This is a genomic window from Shewanella litoralis (genome assembly GCF_009828585.1).
Lineage (GTDB): Bacteria > Pseudomonadota > Gammaproteobacteria > Enterobacterales > Shewanellaceae > Shewanella > Shewanella litoralis.
Genome location: NZ_WSRZ01000015.1, coordinates 19,182 through 41,291 on the forward strand (window position 1 = coordinate 19,182; position 22,110 = coordinate 41,291).

Below are 22,110 nucleotides of genomic sequence, written 5' to 3' on the forward strand. Positions count from 1 at the left end.
TCCGCAACAATCCGTGTTTATCGACTCTAAAAGTATTTTGTGAATAAAAATTGATGACAGTATGCTCGCAAGAGAGACAATATTGACGGGAAATGCCTGCCAATCTGTGATTGGCAGGCAAACAAAAGTTTTATGAACCGTTAACACAGATATGAGCGATTAAAGCGGAATACGGCCATTAAATGACAAGGCTAGCGTGGTGCTGTCGACATACTCAAGTTCGCCGCCTACGGGGACACCGTGTGCGATACGGCTAATAATCACTTTGTGACGTCTGGCCATATCAGCAATAAAGTGGGCTGTCGCATCCCCTTCTACAGTGGGATTGGTGGCTAAAATAAGTTCGCTGACATCATCTGACGCTAAATGACGCTCTAACAGTGCCAGACCTAGCTCTTCTGGGCCGACACCATCAAGTGGCGATAAATGCCCAAGTAATACAAAGTAACGTCCTGTAAAGTGACCACCGGCTTCAATGGCGAGCACATCTGCAGGTGTTTCAACCACGCAAATGATACCGGCATTAACACGGCGGTGACTTGCACAAATAGGACACAATTCTTGCTCAGTAAAGGTGCGGCAACTTTGACAATGCCCTACTTCAGACATGGCTTTTTGTAATGACTCGGCTAATTTTAAACCCACTTTACGTTCACGTTCTAACAACTGAAATGCCATACGCTGCGCAGATTTAGGGCCTACGCCAGGTAAACCACGTAAAGATTGAATTAACTCATCGAGCAAGGGACTAAACTTCATAAAATTGCGAATACCTTAATGACTGATCTAATTGTAATACCATCGACACTGCCCAAAACACATTCACTGGACGACAATGCTGTGCGATTATTGTCTGAGCTGAGCGTGAATGCAAAGGTTAATCCTTTAAGAAGCATATTTGATCATCGAGTTATTTATCCGAACGGTAACTAAATACTTTATCTAACGGTAAGTTGAACACTTCTGCGATTTTAAACGCCACCTCAAGTGTCGGCGAGTATTTATTCGATTCAATTGCCATAACGGTTTGCCGAGTAACACCAATGTGTTCAGCTAATTGCTTTTGAGTCATTTCATTATTTAAAAACCGTAGGGTGCGAATTGAGTTCGAAATCCCGATTTTATTGTCATCAGGCTTACTCATAAATATCTCCAGAACGGCCCTTGTACAACTGCACACCATAATGTGCTAACTCCGCCGCTAAGAAAGCCCCAACTAAAATGTGTAACGGTAAATGCGGCACGCTTGATTGCATAAACTCGAAATCCTGGGCGGCGATATTATATTGAAATAAGGCTAAAACCACCCCGACTTGTAAAATGATGGCGCTGTATTTGTAGCCCACTAAATTAATCTGCTTTTCTCTCACATCCATTGGCCGAGATAATTCATCGTCGCTGATAAACGCCAATGCAATATAACTGACCACCATCAAAACAATAGAATAAACAATCACCTCAAGTAGCACTGTAGAAAGCCACTCTATGGAGGCGAGTTGCTCTGGTGTGGCATTAAGCAACTGACTTAGGTAAAAGTAACTAATATACCCGGTCACGATAAAATCGACTGATAATGTCACTTCTCTAAAACTGGTCTCTTGTAACCATTGAATCAACTTCTGTTTATTATTCATGTTAACCTCAAGATACTTGATGTATAAAATTTTTAACTTAACTTATCATAATCCACCATCACCCAATGTCAAACATTTTTAACCTCGAGTTAAGAATTAGATACTTTAGGTTGAAGTTTTGATCACAGATAGCGGCTAAAAATACCAAAAAACCGTCACACATTTAGCAAAATAATTGGTCAGATTAGCCATATACTCGCAAAGTAAACCATCGACAGTGCAATAATTTTCAATAAGAGATTGATTTTTATGATGCTTTTATTTGGCATAAGGATTGCTTACTAGTTTTATACCCAGTGATAGTGCAACATACTAAATTGAACAGTAAACGCTCACTGATTAACTCATGGAATCATTAAGAATATTAAGGATGTATTATGAAAAAGTTGATTATTATCATTGTCGCAGTGGCGCTTGGTTATCTAATTAATCTCAAGTTTGTCGACATTGCGTATGCAATGGGATTTGCAGAATTAAAGAAAGAAGCGATTTTGATTAACGATCAAAAAATGAAAGTGAAATGTGACTCGTATGCCTTGGGCTTTTTTGATGAAATCAAACTCGAAAATAAATTTCAGCAATGCATTAATGACTATCAAGCACAAGGCTATGTGGTATTAGCCCCTGTACCAATTGACTCAGACGCCTAAAAAAAAGCTCAAGCATAATGCTTGAGCTTTTTTGTTTGTTGTTAACAACAACGATTAAAACGGCATTTTCATTCCTGGTGGTAATTGCATACCACCGGTTACTTCAGCCATTTTAGTTTTTTGATTTTCTTCTAAACGACGTGCTGCATCATTACAGGCCGCGGCAATCAAGTCTTCAAGCATTTCTTTGTCATCTTCCATTAAGCTTGGATCGATTTCAACTTTACGCACACTGTGGTTACCTGTCATGGTGACTTTAACCAAGCCAGCACCTGCCTCACCCGTCATTTCTGTGCGTGCGATCTCTTCTTGCACTTTTGCCATTTTATCTTGCATCATTTGGGCTTGTTTCATTAAATTGCCCATACCGCCTTTTCCACCAAACATAGCATGTCTCTCTCTAATTAGGATTGTTAGCACGTCGCCATAATGGCGCTAATCTTACTGAAATAAAATCGATTGGCAATCTAGGCTGAGCATTTTTGAGATGAAGATATGTTCATTTCAACCTAAATTACCCTTTATTAATCATTATTGAGCCGTTATTTGAGCAATATCTTGGGCAATTTGCGCCAATTGCTCAGGCGGGTACTCAATACTATCACTGTCTAATTGGGCAGATAATCGTTGGATCATCCATTGAGTATTATCATCTTGCAAAATTGATTGTTCAGCTTGAGCAATCAACTCGCGATGAAATCGTTTACGTAATTCTAACGGTGTTTCACGCTTTGGAACAATACCAATTTGAATATGAACCTCGGTTGGTTCCTGTAAATAATCGGTCAACGCAACTTGCAATTGATCTATCGCAATGGGCGCTGAAAGGTGTTTTTGATCTGGTTTTAATACCAACACCAATGGATTAGTTAATGCCTGACACACTGAATTAACGCCCAACTGCCTAACACGGCCTCCTACAGACACATTTGTCATCACTTTATACCAATGTAAATCAAGCTCATTACCTTCAATACTATGTGGAGTAAAAGGCACTATTGCATTGGCTGCTTTAGGCTCTGCAGATTGAGTTAAAGGCTCTGCAATTATTGCGGAGGGTGACGCCGTTAACGCACTCGCGGTTGGCTTTTTTGCTGCGCCGACTTGGGCAGATTGTGCGGCCTGTTGCTGAGCAAAATCATTAAACGTAGTGAATGTCTCATCTGCTGCAGGCTCTTTCCAAGGCGGCCTGTCATATTGAGTATCTGTAGTCTCGGCGGTACGGTTAGTTGTGCTGACATTTGTCGAGTCTAGAGCTCTTAAGCCATCATCAGGCGTTGTATCAGCTAAAATTACCGACGCAGAAACAGTAGCTTGATGATGCTCAATCGGTGTATTTTCGACTGACATCTCAAGTGATGAGTCAAGCGATGGATCAGTCAAAGGCTCTGGAGATGATTCAGCTGTAGTCGCAAAGCGTTTCGGCGCAGCAGGCACTTTACTCATGCTAGCTGACTTACTGGCAAGCGGCGTTTTGGCTGCTTCAGCTTCTTTTTGTTGCAACGCACCGACATCGGCGATTAATGAGTCACGACTGGCAAGTACCACATTCAAAAAATCTAACGCATCTTCTTGGTTTTCTGCTGTGTCTTCGTCTGATTTCACCGCTGTTACCTGCTCGATATCAGACGATGACGCTTCACCAGAGGTACTCTTTTGTTCAAATGGCTCATGCAACGGCTGTGACTGTAATGAAGACTCTGACTGGGCAGAAAATGTCATATAATCGTCATGATCAGCAGGTTGATATTCACTGTCTTGATCGTAATCAGTAAACGAATAACCATCAAAAGGATCGTCTGATGAGCTATTTGAAGTGCTATCAAGTGAATCATTGACTGCGTTATCAACAGAAACGCCTAAAACGTCGCTCGGCTCTGTGGTATTACTGAAGGAGTCCGACTCTTCTGCAGATGTAGATGTAGATGTAGATGTAGATTGAACACTAGCGTCTTGATCAGCATCAGCAAGGTCAATCTCTGTCGTAACAGGCTCAAGCCCTATCGTTTGCAAAGCTGCAGATTGCGGATCCGTTTTACTGGATGAATTATTATTAAAACCAAAGCTCTCAGCTTGGCTCAATAACACATGTTGCTCCGCTATTAATGCAGCATCAGTGGCCTCATCGGCATCACTAAGCGTATTATCGAGTTCATCATCGCTTAACTCACTTTGCACCGTGTCATCGTCAGGCGAAGCAGCATCACTCGAATCTGCTAGGGTTAATTCAGTATCATGTTGGGTTGCCAAGACTTGGCTTGCATTGGCTTGTGTAACATCCGATGGCATTGATGCTGGAGCTTCACTTGGCGTTGCTTGGCTAACGGATACTGAATCTTTAAGCTTTGGGCTTGTATCTGTGACCTCGTGCGTTTGTGCTAAATCAATTACCGCTGGCGTAGTTGTTACCCAACGTTTGACTTGTTTTTCAGGCGTGAAAGCTACCGCACGCAGCAATGCCATTTCCAGCCCTGATTTTGGATCTGGCGCAAAAGCTAAATCCTTACGGCCATTGAGTAACATTTGATAATACAATTGCACTTGCTCTGGCGATAATTGCTGGGCAAAGGCTAAAATTTGCTCACTGAACAGAGACTGTTGAGCAACGGCGGGGGCAAACTGGGTTAAAGTGATTTGATGCAGTAACTCTAGCAAACTACGCAACACTTCTTCAGCATCGGCGCCAAAGGCTAACACTTTTGCCACCATTTGCATTAATGGGCCGACATCGGCATCACATAAGGTTTTTAATAGCGCAATAACATGTTGCTCATCAATACTACCGAGCATGGTTTGTACTTGCTCAAGCATCACCTGCCCGCTACCAAACGCAATGGCCTGGTCGGTTAAACTCAATGCATCGCGCATACTGCCATTAGCCGCCTTAGCCAATACATTTAATGCTTGAGGTTCAAAAGGCAATTGCTCTTGAGTAATCACGTACTCGAGTTGCTTGCAGATCTCTTGTTGCGACAAACTCTTTAAATTAAATTGCAGACAACGAGACAATACCGTTACCGGTAATTTATGTGGATCTGTGGTCGCCAGCAAAAATTTTACGTGCTCAGGGGGTTCTTCTAAGGTTTTTAACAAGGCATTAAAACTGCTGCGCGACAGCATGTGAACTTCGTCGATAAGGTAAACTTTAAACCGACCACGCGATGGACGATATTGCACGTTATCGAGTAATTCGCGGGTGTCATCCACCTTGGTGCGCGACGCCGCATCGACCTCAATTAAATCGACAAAACGCCCTTGAGCAATTTCAATACAGCTTGAACATTCACCGCAAGGATTAGCGGTGACGCCGGTTTCACAGTTTAGCCCTTTGGCAAACAGGCGCGCCAAACTGGTTTTACCGACCCCACGGGTTCCGGTAAACAAATAAGCATGATGAAGACGTTGCTGACTTAATGCATTAGTGAGTGCCATGAGTACATGGGACTGACCAACCATTTGTTCAAATTTTGCTGGACGCCATTTGCGGGCGAGCACTTGATAAGACATGAAATTCCCCACAGAGAGCTATCGGGAGTCAATCCCATTAAAGGGGATAACAATAACATGCCACGCCCTGGCATGCTATTGTTGAGCGGGCATTTGATGGTTGCTAACGCGGTTAACTGCTTAATAAATTGGCAGTTATTTTAACCGAACTATTCGCCGTCAAACTCACACAAGCTTAATACTTCAATCCCTAAACCTTGTAGACGCTTTTCGCCGCCAATTTCAGGCAATGAAATAACAAATGCTGCGTGTGCCACTTCGCCGCCGAGCTGACGAATAAGCTTAACCGTTGCTTCGATTGTACCGCCAGTGGCTAATAAATCATCAATCACTAGCACTTTATCGTTAGCATTTATCGCATCGGTATGAATTTCTAAGGTATCTTTACCGTATTCTAATTCATAAGTTTGGCTAATGGTTTCGCGTGGTAATTTACCAGGCTTACGCACAGGAACAAACCCAACACCAAGCTCAAGAGCTAATGGCGCACCAAATAAAAAACCACGCGCTTCTGTGCCAACCACTTTGGTAAAACCTTTTGATTGGTAGTGAGCAACTAAAATAGCAATGGTTGCTTTGTACGCTTCAGCGCTTTCTAACAAGCTGGTGACATCACGAAACATTATGCCTGGCTTTGGATAATCAGGAATGGTTTTAATGCTGTTCTTGATAAGCGCTAAACTGTCTTGGTTCATCATAATTAGTTAACTCTGTTTAAAAGTGATTGAGCAATAAAAAAGTCCACGTGATTGGTGGACTCTGATAAAAATACTGAGGTGATCTTATGCCCGTTTAATCTCAGTTGCAACTGTCATGCATTAACTGGCGATTTATTATTCTAACTCTGGGATCCGCCACAAAAAAAACAACAAAACGAGCATCATGCTGAACAACATTATTTTAACCCACATAAGTGGCACTATGATAATGCTGACACAAAAGCTTAAGCAGCTCATTAACATGGCTTTGCGTTTTAAAGGCCGACTCAAAGCTCTTTTTGACTGCCATTGATTGATCCCTTCTGCAAACCAAGGGTGTGTCACTAACCAATGGTGTAAGCGATCATTTGAACGGGCAAAGCAAAATGCCGATAACAAAATAAACGGCACCGTGGGCAATAACGGTAACAGTATGCCCATTAAGCCTAGGATTAGGCTGCATAAACCTATAATCAAAAAAAAGCCGCGTTTTAGCGCCATAACTACCCTCGCCATAAACAAAAAACCACTCTATCAGAGTGGTTTAGTAAGGCAATATCATGACAGATTATTCTGAAATAAGTGTTAAATTAATCCTGACACTTTCAACCATGAAAGACTTGCTGGTAATGTCGGAATTAATAAAACCAAAATAAAACCAATAAAATAAACAATGTTAAACGGGTCTTTAAACGGCTGACTCATGATAATTCCTAGATTAAAGTGATATTTTTACTGCAATGGCTTATTTAAGTCGTTCAATGATGTGATTAACAAGTGAGTTAATCAGCAATATTGACGTGAAGCCGATCACAAAAAGTGGCTTATTTTAGACACATCTTTACAAAATAAAAACCTTAAAATTACTAAGCCTACTAAATTAATTGGCCGCTACCACAATCCCCTTCTGTGCGAGTTGCTGCAATAAAGGTAAGCAGCCAGAAAATAAGGCATCCTTGGTCATTTGCGGATAATGTTCACTAAGCCAATCAATAATGTTTTCAACATTAACCGCTTGTTGAGCGCGACCCATTTCTTCGATATGAGCTAAGACTTGCGCACTTAATGGCGTAAGTTGTAAAAATGCCACTTCATCTTCACTGTCGCGGTAAACACAAAAAAAGTGAGCTTGAGCCGTTGGCGCTATTGGCTGATAATCGACGCTAATGTGTTGAACATCAAACCCATATTGAGCAACCTTAGCACTGGCGGCTAACCCTAAAGGTTTATCTTGTATATCGCTGCCTAATAACTGCGATGCGGCTGTGTCAGGTGCCACGGCGGCGCACAATTCTAACCATTCATAATGCGCCAGTTGCAGCATAAAAATGGGGTCATGTTCAGATGGCGTGTATTGGTGCTGTAAAAATGCCAAAAACTCAGCAGCTATTTCGACAAATATCGGAGTTTGACAATCATGTTCAACAAAAAATTGCTGCACGAGCGCCTGCCATTTTTCGGCAGAGTATAGGCTTTTTAATACCGGGAAGGCACTGGAGACAAAGCCAGAAATATTGTTAAAAAACAGCTCTCGGTATATTGTCATTCGCCGTGCTTCTATGCCGTCAGGCAAAGGTAGACTGGGATCGCGAATGTAATCCATAAACTGCTGCTGTACGTCAATAAATCCCATTTCAGTTTCCTCAATAATAACAGCGACAACCACGATTTGACTCAAACTACTTTATTTCTGTAATAGAGCATCTTGTTGATAATGATGAATTTGGTTTATCTCGTTGAGCAAAACTTCTGTTTTAGGAATATTAAAATCTCGTTCGAGCAACGTCGGGTGAACACCGTGCAATTGATAACATCGCTCTAATAAAGCCCATACAGGATCAATCACGTCAGCCCCGTGAGTATCGACCTTTAAATCGACGTCTTCGTCATAATGGCCAGCAATATGCAAATAGGCGATACGCTCTGTTGGCATCGCGGCCAGAAATTCATTGGCATTATATTGGTGATTAATTGAATTAACATAAATGTTATTAACATCGAGTAATAGCTTACAATCGGCTTCGTGCAATACCGCATTCACAAAAGCTTGTTCGCTCATTTGCGCCCCGGGTGCTGCATAAAATGATACATTCTCAAGAATAAAAGGACGCTCGAGAATATCTTCAACTTGCTTGATACGTTGTGCTGTGTGGATCACGGCTTCTTCGGTAAATGGTATCGGCATCAAGTCGTACATGTGCCCAGTTCCAGAGCAATAACTTAAATGTTCTGAATATACGTCAATGCTGTGACTGTCTAAAAAACGTTTTATATTTTGGACGAATTGAGCGTCTAATGGCGCTGGACTGCCAATAGAGAGCGATAGACCATGACAAAAAAAACGATGTTGCTCAGTTAGCTGCTTAAATTGACGACCAAATTTTCCCCCTAATGTCATCCAGTTTTCGGGGGCAACTTCAAAAAAGTTAATGGCCTGCGGTACATGTTGGCAAAATTCATCGAGCATTTCACGACGTAATCCTAAACCGACACTCGCGTGGCTTAACGGGAGATGTTGTAGTGCAGACATAATGCGTCCTTAAACCCTAAATTCGAGATAAAATTAAGGCCTGAAACTCAGGCCTTAATTGTGTCAGATAAACCGAAGTAATATCTAATCATTGTGGTTAATATTGATTAACGATTACTTAGCGCCACCACATTTGCCTTCACCACACTTGCCTTCTTTGGCTTTTTCAGCAGATTTTTTCATGTCGCCGCCGCACTTACCTTCGCCACATTTGCCTTCGGCTGCTTTTTCAGCAGACTTTTTCATGTCGCCGCCGCACTTGCCTTCACCGCATTTTCCTTCAGCCGCTTTTTCAGCAGACTTTTTCATGTCGCCGCCGCACTTGCCTTCACCGCATTTTCCTTCAGCCGCTTTTTCAGCAGACTTTTTCATGTCGCCGCCGCATTTGCCTTCGCCGCACTTACCTTCACCACCATCTAATTGGTAGCCAGAAGTTAATTGTTCAAATCCAAAAGGGTTAGCTTGTACTTCAGCAGCAAAACCAGCAGTCATCACAACAGCACCTAACGCAACAGCTACAGTAGTTTGTTTGATTGAGTTCATAATTTTTATCTTCCTCGTGTCTTGATTATGTAATGGTGACCAACAGTATTGCCGGCTTGCATAAAGAGACCTGCGCTCAGTGACTTTTATTTCAAAATAAATAATAAAGTGTGAAAAACTTCACGATAAGTAATAAAAAATTGGGCTAGGACGCAGTTAACGTAACACAAAACCAACAATACCAGAAGTACCTGAGGGAGTTTAAACACAAGCTATTTATCGACTATCCTGATGATAAATAATCATAAAGTGAGTTTGCTAACCAACTTAGGCAGTTAAAATGATGCTTAATGCTGTTATCGACTGATAAACACGGTAAAATAGCGCACTTTTTTATTCAGCAAGGTGTATTGTGCGCGTTATTTTAGCTCCGATGGAAGGTGTGGTTGATGACCATATGCGTGATATTTTATCTGCCATTAACCCATTTGATTTAGTAGTCACTGAGTTTGTAAGAGTGGTAAATCAGTTATTACCGGAGAAAGTCTTTTACAAATTGTGCCCTGAGTTACTCAATCACGGATTAACACCTTCAGGTACCCCTGTGCGTGTGCAGTTATTGGGGCAAGAACCTGATTGGATGGCCGAAAATGCCATCAGAGCGATTGAATTAGGCTCTAATGGTGTTGATGCTAACTTTGGCTGCCCAGCTAAAACGGTCAATAAGAGTAAAGGTGGTGCAGTATTACTGCAATACCCAGAAAACATTCACAAGATTGTTAAGGCCATGCGTGATGCGGTGCCAAGCGAGCAACCCGTTACCGCAAAAATACGCCTAGGCTACGAAGATAAATCCTTATTTATGGAAAACGCTTTAGCCGTGTACGAAGCTGGTGCATCTGAATTAGCTATTCATGCGCGCAGCAAAACAGACGGATATAAGCCACCTGCTTACTGGGAATACATCACTGAGGTACGTAAACGTTTACCTATCCCCGTTATCGCTAATGGCGAAATTTGGAATGCCGCAGATGCTCAACGGTGCATGGATGTCACTGGCTGTGACAGTGTCATGATTGGCCGCGGCGCAATTTCGTTACCCAATTTAGGTGATACCATCAAAACCGGTGCAACGCCCTATACCTGGTTACAAACGTTATCATTATTGATGAGTTACACAGAGAAAGAACTCAGTGGCCGGAAATCAGATTATTATCCTTCACGAATTAAACAATGGTTTAGCTATTTAAATCGTCAATATCCAGAGGCGGATACACTATTCCGTGAATTACGGGTGTACAAAACCACCGAAGAGATAGTCAAAGTACTGCAACAGGCTCATCAGTCATTACGCTAATGTTTATCGTCTCAGGCGGCATACTTTTGCCGCCTGAGAGCAAAAATCTACCTTAGAATTGATCTTCGTCATAACCTGCGTTTTTTTTGTGCCTAGAATAGAATTTCTAGTGACATTATCAGCAAAGGTTATTTCAGTTGCACAACTATCAGGACATACTGCAAAAATTACAACAACTTGAACTCAAATTGAGGTACGAGTTATTGCTAATTACCAAGGATATTTCACCCGATGCGAGCCCACTCGCACATGCAGCAGCACTCGGGGATGTTATTGATTACCTGTCACAAGTCAAGCTTACCAACACCGATCTATTTGCTCGATTAATGAAGCTCGATGCCGCATTATGCCAACTCGATCTCGGTCTCTATGGTCTATGTTCTGACTGTGAAATGGACATTGAAACAAGCAGATTACAACAAGATCCTACAGAGCAACGCTGCAGCAACTGTCAGCAGAAATATCTCAATGAACATAGGTTAGAACTTAGGTTAAATCACTAAACATCTATCAACTGACAGATACAAAAAGCCTACATTTCTGTAGGCTTTTTATCACGCAAAATGAGCACGACTTAGCACTCATTATTGTGGCACGTATTAGAACTTAACGGTTACACCACCATAGTATTGACGACCAATGGTGTCATACACTTCTGGTACTGTACCGCCATCACTTCCGTTAGAAACGGTTGATGGTTCTTCATCTGTGAAGTTTTTCACACCAGCGCTTAGGGTGATCATGTCTGTCACGAAGTAAGTACCTGCGATGTTGTGGTATAGCACTGCGTCAACTTTATCACCAGTACCTAGGTCGTCCATTTCACCAATGTAACGGTTGAAGTAGTTAACATTCCAGCTATCTTGGCCAGCTTGAATACTAAAGTTGTTACGCACTTCGGCATAAGCACCAAAGTTACCGTCGATATAGTTGGTGTAATCGTTACCTTCTTGCTCAAAGTTCAGCAGGTAAGTTGTGTCATTGCTGATTTTCCAATCTAACGATAACGCTTCAAAGTTATACGCTAAGTTGAAGTCTACACCACTGGTATCTTGGCTACCTACGTTGGTTAACGAGTTAGTAAGATTAGATAAATCACCATTAGCACCAATATTGAACGTTTCACATGCTGCAGCAGATGCATTAGCAAAACATTCGTCTAAACCCGCTTGAACATCTAAACGAGTAATCGCGTTAGTGACTTTAAAGCGCCAGTAATCAAGCGTTAACGATAAACCGTCAACATAACTTGGAGAATAAACTACACCAGCAGTATATGAGTCTGACTCTTCTGCTTTAAGATCATCATCAGACGTATAACGTACTAGGATTTGCGGATCTTGGGCATTACCCCATGGATCATCTAAGTAGTCATAAGAACCGGTGTCACCACCAAATAGCTCACTGATACTCGGCGCACGGAAACCGGTTGCAGCAACACCACGAAGCATTAAATCATCGGTTGCTTCATACGTTAAACCGACTTTCCACGTTGACGCTTTACCAAAAGTTGAGTAATCATCGTAACGTAAAGCAAATTCACCAGTAAGCTTGTCAGTGAAAGGTACGCTCACTTCCTGGAATACAGAAATGACATTGTAATCGCCATCGGTCGCATCTTGTTGTGCAGCTGTACTGTCTCCGGCAACAGTCACTGGATCTGGATTGTAATAGCCGCTTTCGTAACGGTATTCAGCACCAATAGCAAATGCAACAGTACCTGCGCTTACATCAAACAAATCACCGTTTAGGCCTGCAGAAACTGTGTGTTGCTCATTGCCGCCATTCGCGTTGTCAGTAAAACTAATATCATTAACGATATCACCCGTTAATGGTACACCACTGAACCAAGCATCTTGATTCGCATATACTGATTCTTTTAAGTTTGTTGCATTGATAGAGTTATCAACACTAGAGTCTGCTTTATTTTTACCGTAGGTATAAGCAAGATCCCAGTTCATGCCAGTATTAATATCAAGCTCACCTGCTAATGCAGCAGAGATACGGAATGTATCAGTGTCTTGAGAGTAAATACGAGGACCTGCATCTGTTGTACGACGACGGTAGTTAACACGACCAGTATCATCTGCTGCGATACCACCGGCTACCATTGCATCACTCAGCGTAATACAAGATGCGCCAGCAGCAACACCATCAGCGCCACATACGTTTAACATTACGTCAGCAGGTTGAGGAGCAAGTTGTTGATCAGACTTACGCTTGGTGTAAAGCACATCACCTGTTAGTACTAAATCGTTATCTAATTCTTGAACCATATTAGCAAACAAGCTGTAACGCTCGTTTGGTGTTTGGTAATAGCTGCTTGTGGTGTAATCGTAACCAGTGCTACGTGCTACCCATTCACCAGCATCATTTTGCACTTTGCTGCCTAATGAACCTGTTGGCAAGAATGAGCTATAACCAGGCTCTGTCCAGCTACGGTCTGATTGAATAACACTTTCACGCTTAGAATAAGCTGCACCAAACGTATAATTACCGCCATCAGTGTTAAATCCATATAAACCGCTCATTTCTCCAGTTTCACCGTCGCTTTCGCTAGTAGTGCTTCCGTTGAGGTCTAATTGGAATCCTTCGAAATCTTTTTTGGTGATAATATTAACTACACCAGCAATCGCATCTGAACCGTAAACAGCTGATGCGCCATCTTTTAAAATTTCAACGCGTGAAATCATTGCAACTGGAATAGAGTTCAAATCAACAGAGCTATCAGCACCTGAACCAGAGTTAACCATACGACGGCCGTTTAATAACACTAACGTACGTTGTGAACCCATGCCGCGTAAATCAACTTGTGCAACACCGTCTGAACCATTATTTGAGCTTGAACCTAGCGCGGCACCCGCCATTGAGGTTTGTGCTTGCAGTAATTGGTCAACTGATGTGAAACCTTCTGCACGGATGGCTTCAGATGAGATGACGGTTACAGGCGAAGCGGTTTCCATATCTTGACGTTGAATACGTGAACCGGTGACTTCGATCCGTTCAACTTTCTGCTCGTCGGCAGCAATAACGGCTGAAGAAAACAAACCTGTCGTTGCCACACTTGTTGCTGCTACAACTAATAAACTGCGACGAATCGCTTTAGCTGTCAATGTTACTGAACTCATGAAAAGCTCCCTATTCTTGGAATTAAATAAAACAAGTTGTTATATTTTTAATTATTAATAATCGAACTAGTCAATTACCAAAAACATTATTAATGAATAAAAAACCTTTCGTCAACAACGGCAACATGTAAACAAAATGATAAAAAAAACCAAAAGAGATAATTAATTTGACTAAATTTTTACTCATAAAAATCAATCAATTAATTAATAAAAGCTTATCTTGTAGTTTTTATGTTATTTAAATAAATTGAAATCAATACAAATAAAAAACCACAAAAACACAAATAAAGGATCTTAAAAAAACAAAAAATCAACATTTAAAACAATATAGATACATTTAATCACAAAATGCATCTATTACTATTTTGTAAATTTAATTAAATTATTATTTATTTGAACTAAAAAACAGCAAATTTGTCTCTCTGAGACACTGATTATTTATTCACAAAAGAACTTAAACGTATTCTATACGCTTATTTTTATTCAAAATATGTTAATAAATACTGCAAACCGCTTATTCAAACGGTCAAAAACAGTTATAAAATCGTGTATAAATACAGCAATTAACCTCACAACATTCAACGTTCTGCTCGTTTATCGCTCAAAAACTGACACGTTAAACAAAACAATTTGATAACATTTAATGGTAAAATATCTCGTTAAGAATAAATAGATCATGGTAACTAAGGCAGCGACTTGAACGGCTCAACTGTACACTTAAACATCACTGCGCCTTTGTGAGCACGAAACTCAAAGATCAACTGCGAGAAAAGGCAAAGCATCATCAAACTGAATCTCAATACAGTTGTTAACTATTGGGTGCTAGTCATTAGATGTTAAATTAACAAGTGACCACTCAGAATGCATCCAGCGGTTTTTGATTAAGGCGTCGCTATGTAGTAATGGTTGTTCCCTTTCAAATAGCAAAAGCTACTGAGCTATCCTTATCAGGTGAGTGTTAAAAGGGCTTAAGCTCTCGCTGGTCATCATTTATTAACCCGCAATGGTATGAATGCTGCATTGGAGTGATGAATATAGGGGCTTGATAACAAAAAGTTGATAGCTGAGCGATAGAATTCAAATGTTCATTGTTACTCTTAAATACAAAAAAGGAGCCATGAGGCTCCTTTTATCATCTTCTAAGTGAAGATTAACGAGTGCGTTGGCACACTTCTTCAGCGCTGAAGAAGTAAGCAATTTCACGTGCTGCTGATTCAACAGCATCAGAACCGTGAACTGCGTTTTCGTCGATGCTTGCCGCGTAATCTGCACGTAAAGTGCCACGAGCAGCTTCAGCTGGGTTAGTAGCACCCATGATTTCGCGGTTAGCAAGAACAGCGTTTTCGCCTTCTAACACTTGAACCATTACTGGACCAGAAGTCATGAAAGACACTAAAGCACCAAAGAAAGGACGTGCGCTGTGTTCAGCGTAGAAGCCTTCAGCTTGTTCTTTAGAAAGGTGTACCATTTTAGAAGCAATGATCTTAAGACCCGCTGATTCAAAACGGTTGTAGATTGCACCGATGTGGTTTTTAGCAACTGCATCTGGCTTGATAATAGAAAATGTGCGTTCGATCGCCATAACTAGCTTCCTTAATGTGAGCAAGTTTAAAAAATTCGCGCGGATTATACGTAATTAAACTGAAAAAGCCTAGTTTTATCAGCAACCGCAGTAACATTTGAGCATTTGTTTACGTCATTTATATTAACAAGCGGCAATTTCCTTGCTTTGCTTGTTCACTTTAGCGGCGTTTTTTTCAAGAAAACAGATAATCGCATCCGCAACATCTTTTTGAGTTGCGCCTTCAATACCTTCAAGTCCTGGTGAAGAGTTGACTTCCATCACCACTGGACCGTGGTTCGAACGCAATAAATCAACGCCAGCAACATTTAATCCCATTGTACGAGCTGCACGTAGTGCAACAGAGCGCTCTTGTGGTGAAAGCTTAACCAAAGTCGCACTGCCGCCGCGGTGTAGGTTTGAACGGAACTCACCCGGTTTTGCCTGGCGCTTCATGGCCGCAATCACTTTATCGCCTAAGACAAAACAGCGAATATCAGCTCCTTGGGCTTCGGCAATGTATTCTTGCACCATAATGTTAGCTTTAAGGCCCATAAAGGCCTCTAGTACACTTTCTGCTGCTTTACGGGTTTCAGCAAGTACCACACCAATGCCTTGTGTGCCTTCGAGCAGTTTAACCACTAATGGCGCTCCGCCGACCATATCAATTAAGTCAGGAATGTCACTCGGTTTATTGGCAAAACCAGTAATCGGTAGACCGATTCCTTTGCGCGACAATAGTTGCATCGAACGTAATTTATCACGTGAGCGAGCAATACCAATTGAGCTATTTACAGAGTAAACACCCATCATTTCTAATTGACGCAACACTGCAGAACCATAAAAAGTCACCGAGGCGCCAATCCGTGGGATCACGGCATCAAAATGGCCTAAATCTTTACCCGCCATATGAATGCTAGGTTTAGTCATGTTGATGTTCATATAACACTTTAATGGGTTGATAACTTTAACTTCATGTCCGCGGGCGACAGCAGCTTCGACTAAGCGACGAGTTGAATATAATTGCGGGCCTTGAGACAGTATTGCGATGCGCACAGAGTGCTCCAAAATAGGAATTTTCGCGCATCATACGCTGAGTTTATTTAAAATCAATGACTGGTGGTATAAATAATTAACCTGCTCAAAATTAGCGTAAAAATAATCTTGAATGTGCTTAATCATTGTTGGCTAAAAGGCAAGTTTAGAAGCTGAACCCTGATGTAGATAAGTCTTAATAACGTGGCAAGCAATAGAGAATAGATCATGCCGCTGGCACAAAAAAAGAGATTGTTGAGTCTGTTTATTGTGCCAGCAGCTTACTGCTAATGCATTCCAACGACCTGTTTTGTTGCATTAATTAACGCCGTAGAGTCATACCCTACACCTTGCTTAAACACATATTGCATTTGCTGAATAGCACTGGTGTCCTGGCTTAGGTCGCCATTAATTAACACTAAGTCTGCGCGCTTACCGACTTCCACCGAGCCAATTGATTTATCTCTGCCTAAATAAATGGCTCCATTTAAGCTCGATATTTTAATTGCTTGTTCAATGCTAAAACCAGACTCAACTAACAATTCAACCATGCGCTGGTTAGAAAACCCAGCAACAACACCACCAAAGCCTGTGGGATCGGTTCCTGCCATTAATAAACCGCCGGCTTCAACAAACCGTTTCTCCAACTTACGCATTTTTTCAAACACCACTGGCCATGTCGCATCTTGTTGCTGAGCAATCTTTTGCCAGTTATTTTCGTAATGGGTTTTAAGTTGAGGAATGAGTGCCTCTAACGCCAGCGGATAAGCTTTAGGTCGACCTTTAGTGTAGGTTTCATAAACGGTTAGCGTTGAAGTCAGCGCAACCTTCTTATCGACTAAATGGTTAATCAGATTAACCACTTCAGGTGAATCAATGTCTAAATCGACTAATGATTGATGGGCCGTTTTTGGGCACTCTCCTGCGACTTTATCTTTAACGAAATCAGTGGCCGCAAAAAAGCCGTGCTCTAAATTATCTATGCCTAAATCGGCGGCCTCTCTGTAAGTAATAGAACATAAATGCGCAGTGACTTTTTGCTGGCGCTGATGTGCGAGGTCAATCACGGTGCTAAGTTCAGACTCGCTAATTTGCATGTAGGCTTTGTATGATGTGACACCTTCATAGCTCCAATAATCAATCATCTTTTTGGCATTTTCAGCATCGCGTAACGATTTAAGTTTCAAAATGGGTAAACCTGGGCCGTTTAAATATGGCGCGGTAACATCAATGTCCGGACCAAAAGTGGTGCCTTGCATAATCGCATCACGCACATTTAAGTCGCCATAAGGCGCTGTAGTGCCAGCCGTTCTTACTGTTGTTGCCCCGCCAGCTAAATACAATTTGGGAAAGCTGTAAAGCATTTCGGTGTACTGAGCCTTACCGGTAGGATAAAACATGTGTTCGTGCATCATCACAAGCCCTGGAATCACGCTTTTACCGGCAGCTTCAATAATCGTGGTACCTGCGGCGATATCTGCATTACTCGCATCGCCAACATAAGTGATTTGGCCTTGCTCCATAATCACGGTTTGATTGGTTTTAGCTTTAGCGCCAGTACCATCAATTAGTTTGACTCCCACTATAGCGATTGTCGGTTGATCATAGGCAATAAACGGACTTTTTTGAGGCGTTATCACTGTTTGAGCAGACGCTGCCACGCTAAATAGACTTAAGCTACCGAGCATTGCTGCAATAATGTTCTTTTGACTAAAAGATGGCATAGACATAGCGCATTCCTATTCAATAAAAAAATGAGGCTACTAATCCTTGTAGCCAAAAAAGACAAAGTGGTGAATTAACCTCATTTGGCAGCGATACACTCAATTTCTATTTGAGCGTTTAGCGCTAATCCACTGACCGCAAAAGTACTTCTGGCAGGATAAGGCGAGCTAAAAAACTGTTGATAGATTTGATTAAATTTAGCGAAATCATTGATGTCCGCCAACATAACGGTGCACTTAACCACATCACTGAGTTGATAACCGGTTTGATTCAACGTACGTTTAATATTAGTCAGGGTAGCTTTTGTTTCAGCCTCAACCCCACCAGTAACCAATTGTTTAGTTTGGCTATCAAAGCCAATCTGACCAGAGAGATACAAGGTATTATTGACCTGTACTGCCTCTGAAAAAGGCAATGAGTTAGCTTTACTGTGATTGGTAAACTGTACAGATTGTTTCGTAACCTGCGCTGCAACAGCTTGCGTCATACTGCTAAGCAAGATGACTGTAGCGACATTTAACAACGTCATTGCCAATGGTGATTGTTTCATTTTTGCCTCTTTGTGGTGAGTCATGTTATTCGTATAGGCTATGTTGTTAGAGGAGCCATAGTGTTAGAAAAGCCATAATGTTAGAGGAGCCATGTCAGCGCTATCGATACACCTCTTAGTAAAGCAAGGTAACTAATCACCATTAATTATGCGAACTCTGATTCACATAATCTACGCGAGACACACAAATAATGCAAACAGGCATTGTAGATTGAGTTAGCGATTAGCTGGCGATTAACTCACTATGGGCAAGTTTGGCGAGTAAAGCTTAAACCGATCTTAGGTAGGCGAGTAACACTTTAGGCAATTCGGCGGCAAAAGCATCGCAAGATAATTGACTGGCTAATGCCGGCGTTAAGGTGGGATATAACACTTTATCTAATAAAGTCGAAATCATCATAAACACAGCTAAATCAGCAGATTGTGCTTTATTCTTAGCGTTTATTTCGACATGGTAACGTAATATCAGTGCCGAAATACGCTGATAAATCACTTCACGGTTAACTAATTTATCCGATGCTAAAATGTCAGAGTGCAAGCGCGAATTGAGATGTAAAGTGCGGAATACACTTTGCCGATCACATAAAAATTGGTATATCTGTTGGCAGATAAGGGTTAAGGCTTGCGTCAAGTCTGTTGAGGTTCGTTGTTCAAGTTGGCTCACCCACACGTCGAGATCATGGCCAAAATCTTGATATAACAATGGCAGTAATGATTCTTTATCTTTAAAACGACGATAAAAGGTTCCTACAGAAACACCTGCGTGTTCTGCCAATTCTTTAATACTGATATGTTCAAAAAATTTATCTTGTAAGCAGTGGTGTAATGCATCAATCAACTTTTGCTGAGTATCTTGGCTTCGTTTTTGTTTCGGTTTAAAAATCGTAGTTTCAGGCATAATAAACAGTACTGACAGCAACATGAGAGCACAGATAATGCGAAATTTAGCGTCAAACAGCAACCGTTAACTGCCGATAAGATCAAAAAAGGGTAATGACATTATCATTACCCTTTTTTAGTTTACTGCGCGGTTTAGCCTTCGCTAACCATGTTGATAGTGTATTTAGGGATATCAATCACCATGTCACAATCAACCACTTTAGCTTGGCAAGATAAACGACTTTCAGGTTCTAAACCCCAAGCTTTATCAAGCATATCGTCTTCTAGCTCGTCACTTTCTTCAAGCTCGTTAAAGCCTTCACGAACAATAACGTGGCAAGTCGTACAGGCACATGACTTTTCACATGCATGTTCGATGTGAATGCCGTTACGCAGTGCAACGTTTAAAATAGTCTCACCTACTTCTGCCTCAAGTACTGCGCCGTCTGGACAAAGCTCTTGATGGGGTAAAAATACTAACTGTGGCATTATTTCACCTATATGTTATCGACCGACTGCCCTTTTAGCGCCGCTCTAATAGAATTATCCATGCGTCGTGACGCAAAATCTTGAGTTTGATCATCGAGATTAGCAATAGCTTTCTCAATGGCATCAACATCATCTTGCTGTGCGGTAACATCAAGTAACGCAATAGCGTCTGTTAACTGCTTACGCTCTTGCTCATCAAGTAAATCACCGTCTTTGCCTAATGCGGCATTTAATGACTCTATCACTCGCGCCGCTTCTACTTTTTGCTCAGCCAGCATACGACGAATAATGTCATCTTTTGCATGCTTCATTGAGTCTTTTAGCATGGTTGCAATTTCAGTGTCAGACAAACCAAATGAAGGCTTAACCTGAATGGTGGTTTTCACTTCGGTGGATTTCTCCATCGCTGTGACACTGAGCAATCCATCTGCATCCACTTGGAATGTCACACGAATATGTGCAGCGCCTGCGGCCATAGCCGGAATACCATGTAGCGTAAAACGTGCGAGTGAACGGCAATCTTCCACCAATTCACGCTCGCCCTGTACCACATGAAAAGCCATCGCCGTTTGGCCGTCTTTAAACGTGGTAAACTCTTGTGCGCGTGCGACCGGAATCGTGGTGTTACGGGTCACGACTTTTTCAACCAATCCGCCCATGGTTTCAACCCCAAGCGATAATGGAATAACATCTAACAATAACAAGTCTGACTCTGGTTTATTACCCACCAAAATATCAGCTTGGATCGCAGCGCCTATAGCGACAACGCGATCAGGGTCAATGGAGGTCAGTGGCATTTTCTTAAAGAAAGCTTCCACTTGCTCACGCACTAAAGGTACGCGCGTTGAGCCGCCGACCATCACGGTTTCAATCACTTCATCAACACTAACACCGGCGTCACGAAGCGTACGACGACAACTGCTAATAGTCTTTTTAACTAATGCGCCAATCAGTTCATTAAATAACGATTTTTCAACTGAAGTGGTTAATGTTTGATTATCAATCACAACGCTAGCATCTGTGCTATCGTTTTCTGTTAGGGCTTCTTTTACTCTACGTGCTTCAATTAATAACTGACGCGCCAACTGATTGTTAGGCTCAGTAATATCCCACACTTGTTGTAAATGGCTCACTAACAAATGATCAAAGTCATCACCACCCAACGCAGAATCACCACCGGTTGCGAGTACTTCAAAAACACCGCGGTTTAGACGCAGCACAGAGATATCAAACGTGCCGCCACCTAGGTCATATATGGCTATCACGCCTTCTTGCTTAGAATCTAATCCGTAAGCAATTGCCGCTGCGGTAGGCTCGTTTAACAAACGTAAAACTTTTACACCTAATAATTCAGCCGCATCTTTAGTGCCTTGACGTTGAGCATCATCAAAATAAGCGGGTACAGTAATCACAATACCTTGTAACTCGCCGCCTAGTGTTGTTTCTGCACGAGCAATTAGTGGCTTAAGAATTTCTGCCGATACTTGCACTGGGTTCACAGGCCCTGTAGGTGTGCTAAACACAGGTAAACCATTTTCGCTAGCGTGTAATGCATAAGGGAGTTTATGTACACCCGATTGCACATCAGCCAGGCTGCGGCCCATGAAACGTTTAACCGATACGATGGTGTTTTGCGGATCTAACGCTGATTTAGCCTGGGCATCATAGCCGACTTGCACGGTGTCTTTACCGTAATGCACAACCGACGGTAAAGAATGACGACCGTGATCATCAGCTAAAGTCGATGCAAGGCCACTTCTCACTGTCGCCACTAATGAATTTGTAGTGCCAAGATCGATACCCACAGCCAAACGGTGTTGGTGCGGTGCGGCGCTTTGGCCAGGTTCTGCAATTTGCAACAGTGCCATAGTGTTCCAACTTGTT

General features: G+C 41.9%; 21 protein-coding genes. 3 read left to right on the forward strand and 18 right to left on the reverse strand.

Features of this window, described 5'->3' with window-relative positions:
• Positions 1-159: 159 nt before the first annotated feature.
• The 3 genes from recR to GQA99_RS12835 form a co-directional block, all read right to left on the reverse strand.
• On the reverse strand, positions 160-759 hold the full coding sequence (gene recR / locus GQA99_RS12825; RefSeq protein WP_160054283.1) for a recombination mediator RecR: 600 nt from the start codon (positions 757-759) through the stop codon (positions 160-162).
• 151 nt (positions 760-910) lie between these two features.
• The gene (locus GQA99_RS12830) at positions 911-1,144 is read right to left on the reverse strand and encodes a helix-turn-helix transcriptional regulator (RefSeq protein ID WP_160054284.1); all 234 of its coding nucleotides are present in this window, start codon (positions 1,142-1,144) and stop codon (positions 911-913) included.
• On the reverse strand, positions 1,137-1,634 hold the full coding sequence (locus GQA99_RS12835; RefSeq protein WP_160054285.1) for a hypothetical protein: 498 nt from the start codon (positions 1,632-1,634) through the stop codon (positions 1,137-1,139). Before GQA99_RS12835 ends, GQA99_RS12830 begins: the two co-directional genes overlap by 8 nt.
• A 377-nt stretch (positions 1,635-2,011) precedes the next feature.
• Here GQA99_RS12835 and GQA99_RS12840 point away from each other — a divergent pair, with 377 nt between their 5' ends.
• A complete protein-coding gene (locus GQA99_RS12840; RefSeq protein WP_160054286.1) occupies positions 2,012-2,284 on the forward strand; it encodes a hypothetical protein in 273 nt (90 codons plus the stop codon).
• A gap of 54 nt (positions 2,285-2,338) precedes the next feature.
• Here GQA99_RS12840 and GQA99_RS12845 read toward each other — a convergent pair whose 3' ends face one another.
• The 7 genes from GQA99_RS12845 to GQA99_RS12880 all read right to left on the reverse strand — a co-directional run bounded on the left by GQA99_RS12845 (position 2,339) and on the right by GQA99_RS12880 (position 9,562).
• Complete coding sequence (locus tag GQA99_RS12845) at positions 2,339-2,671, reverse strand: YbaB/EbfC family nucleoid-associated protein (protein ID WP_160054287.1); 333 nt, start codon at positions 2,669-2,671, stop codon at positions 2,339-2,341.
• A 144-nt stretch (positions 2,672-2,815) separates the two neighbouring features.
• Positions 2,816-5,791 (reverse strand): DNA polymerase III subunit gamma/tau, encoded by a 2,976-nt coding sequence (dnaX, locus tag GQA99_RS12850; protein ID WP_160054288.1) that lies wholly within the window; start codon positions 5,789-5,791, stop codon positions 2,816-2,818.
• Between the two features lie 149 nt (positions 5,792-5,940).
• Positions 5,941-6,492 (reverse strand): adenine phosphoribosyltransferase, encoded by a 552-nt coding sequence (apt, locus tag GQA99_RS12855; RefSeq protein ID WP_160054366.1) that lies wholly within the window; start codon positions 6,490-6,492, stop codon positions 5,941-5,943.
• 132 nt (positions 6,493-6,624) lie between these two features.
• Positions 6,625-6,990 (reverse strand): YbaN family protein, encoded by a 366-nt coding sequence (locus GQA99_RS12860; RefSeq protein ID WP_160054289.1) that lies wholly within the window; start codon positions 6,988-6,990, stop codon positions 6,625-6,627.
• Positions 6,991-7,369: 379 nt separating this feature from the next.
• Positions 7,370-8,122: an HvfC family RiPP maturation protein gene (locus GQA99_RS12870; protein ID WP_160054290.1), complete on the reverse strand. Its 753-nt coding sequence runs from the start codon at positions 8,120-8,122 to the stop codon at positions 7,370-7,372.
• Positions 8,123-8,173: 51 nt separating this feature from the next.
• The gene (locus tag GQA99_RS12875) at positions 8,174-9,019 is read right to left on the reverse strand and encodes an HvfB family MNIO-type RiPP peptide maturase (protein ID WP_160054291.1); all 846 of its coding nucleotides are present in this window, start codon (positions 9,017-9,019) and stop codon (positions 8,174-8,176) included.
• Between the two features lie 114 nt (positions 9,020-9,133).
• Complete coding sequence (locus GQA99_RS12880) at positions 9,134-9,562, reverse strand: HvfA family oxazolone/thioamide-modified RiPP metallophore (protein WP_160054292.1); 429 nt, start codon at positions 9,560-9,562, stop codon at positions 9,134-9,136.
• A gap of 352 nt (positions 9,563-9,914) precedes the next feature.
• Between GQA99_RS12880 and dusC the strand changes: the two genes are divergently transcribed.
• Both dusC and GQA99_RS20805 read left to right on the forward strand, forming a co-directional pair.
• Positions 9,915-10,859, forward strand: coding sequence for a tRNA dihydrouridine(16) synthase DusC (dusC, locus tag GQA99_RS12885; protein WP_160054293.1), 945 nt, complete (start codon positions 9,915-9,917; stop codon positions 10,857-10,859).
• Between the two features lie 137 nt (positions 10,860-10,996).
• Positions 10,997-11,362, forward strand: a complete 366-nt coding sequence (locus GQA99_RS20805) for a TraR/DksA family transcriptional regulator (RefSeq protein WP_373291435.1) — start codon at positions 10,997-10,999, stop codon at positions 11,360-11,362.
• A gap of 96 nt (positions 11,363-11,458) precedes the next feature.
• Here the strand turns inward: GQA99_RS20805 and GQA99_RS12895 are convergent, their stop codons facing one another.
• From GQA99_RS12895 to hscA, 8 genes are all read right to left on the reverse strand, one after another.
• Positions 11,459-13,987 carry a TonB-dependent receptor plug domain-containing protein gene (locus GQA99_RS12895; protein ID WP_160054294.1) on the reverse strand — a complete coding sequence of 843 codons (2,529 nt, stop codon included), beginning with the start codon at positions 13,985-13,987 and terminating at the stop codon, positions 11,459-11,461.
• A 1,150-nt stretch (positions 13,988-15,137) separates the two neighbouring features.
• On the reverse strand, positions 15,138-15,569 hold the full coding sequence (gene ndk, locus GQA99_RS12900; RefSeq protein WP_160054295.1) for a nucleoside-diphosphate kinase: 432 nt from the start codon (positions 15,567-15,569) through the stop codon (positions 15,138-15,140).
• Between the two features lie 123 nt (positions 15,570-15,692).
• Positions 15,693-16,604 carry a 30S ribosomal protein S6--L-glutamate ligase gene (rimK, locus tag GQA99_RS12905; protein ID WP_160054296.1) on the reverse strand — a complete coding sequence of 304 codons (912 nt, stop codon included), beginning with the start codon at positions 16,602-16,604 and terminating at the stop codon, positions 15,693-15,695.
• A 266-nt stretch (positions 16,605-16,870) separates the two neighbouring features.
• A complete protein-coding gene (locus GQA99_RS12910) occupies positions 16,871-18,313 on the reverse strand; it encodes an amidohydrolase family protein (RefSeq protein ID WP_229785895.1) in 1,443 nt (480 codons plus the stop codon).
• A 74-nt stretch (positions 18,314-18,387) separates the two neighbouring features.
• On the reverse strand, positions 18,388-18,858 hold the full coding sequence (locus tag GQA99_RS12915; protein ID WP_229785894.1) for a Rid family detoxifying hydrolase: 471 nt from the start codon (positions 18,856-18,858) through the stop codon (positions 18,388-18,390).
• A 268-nt stretch (positions 18,859-19,126) separates the two neighbouring features.
• A complete protein-coding gene (locus GQA99_RS12920; RefSeq protein ID WP_229785893.1) occupies positions 19,127-19,780 on the reverse strand; it encodes a TetR/AcrR family transcriptional regulator in 654 nt (217 codons plus the stop codon).
• Between the two features lie 110 nt (positions 19,781-19,890).
• A complete protein-coding gene (fdx, locus tag GQA99_RS12925) occupies positions 19,891-20,226 on the reverse strand; it encodes an ISC system 2Fe-2S type ferredoxin (protein WP_160054297.1) in 336 nt (111 codons plus the stop codon).
• A gap of 8 nt (positions 20,227-20,234) precedes the next feature.
• Positions 20,235-22,094 (reverse strand): Fe-S protein assembly chaperone HscA, encoded by a 1,860-nt coding sequence (gene hscA, locus GQA99_RS12930; protein WP_160054298.1) that lies wholly within the window; start codon positions 22,092-22,094, stop codon positions 20,235-20,237.
• Between the last annotated feature and the right edge of the window lie 16 nt (positions 22,095-22,110).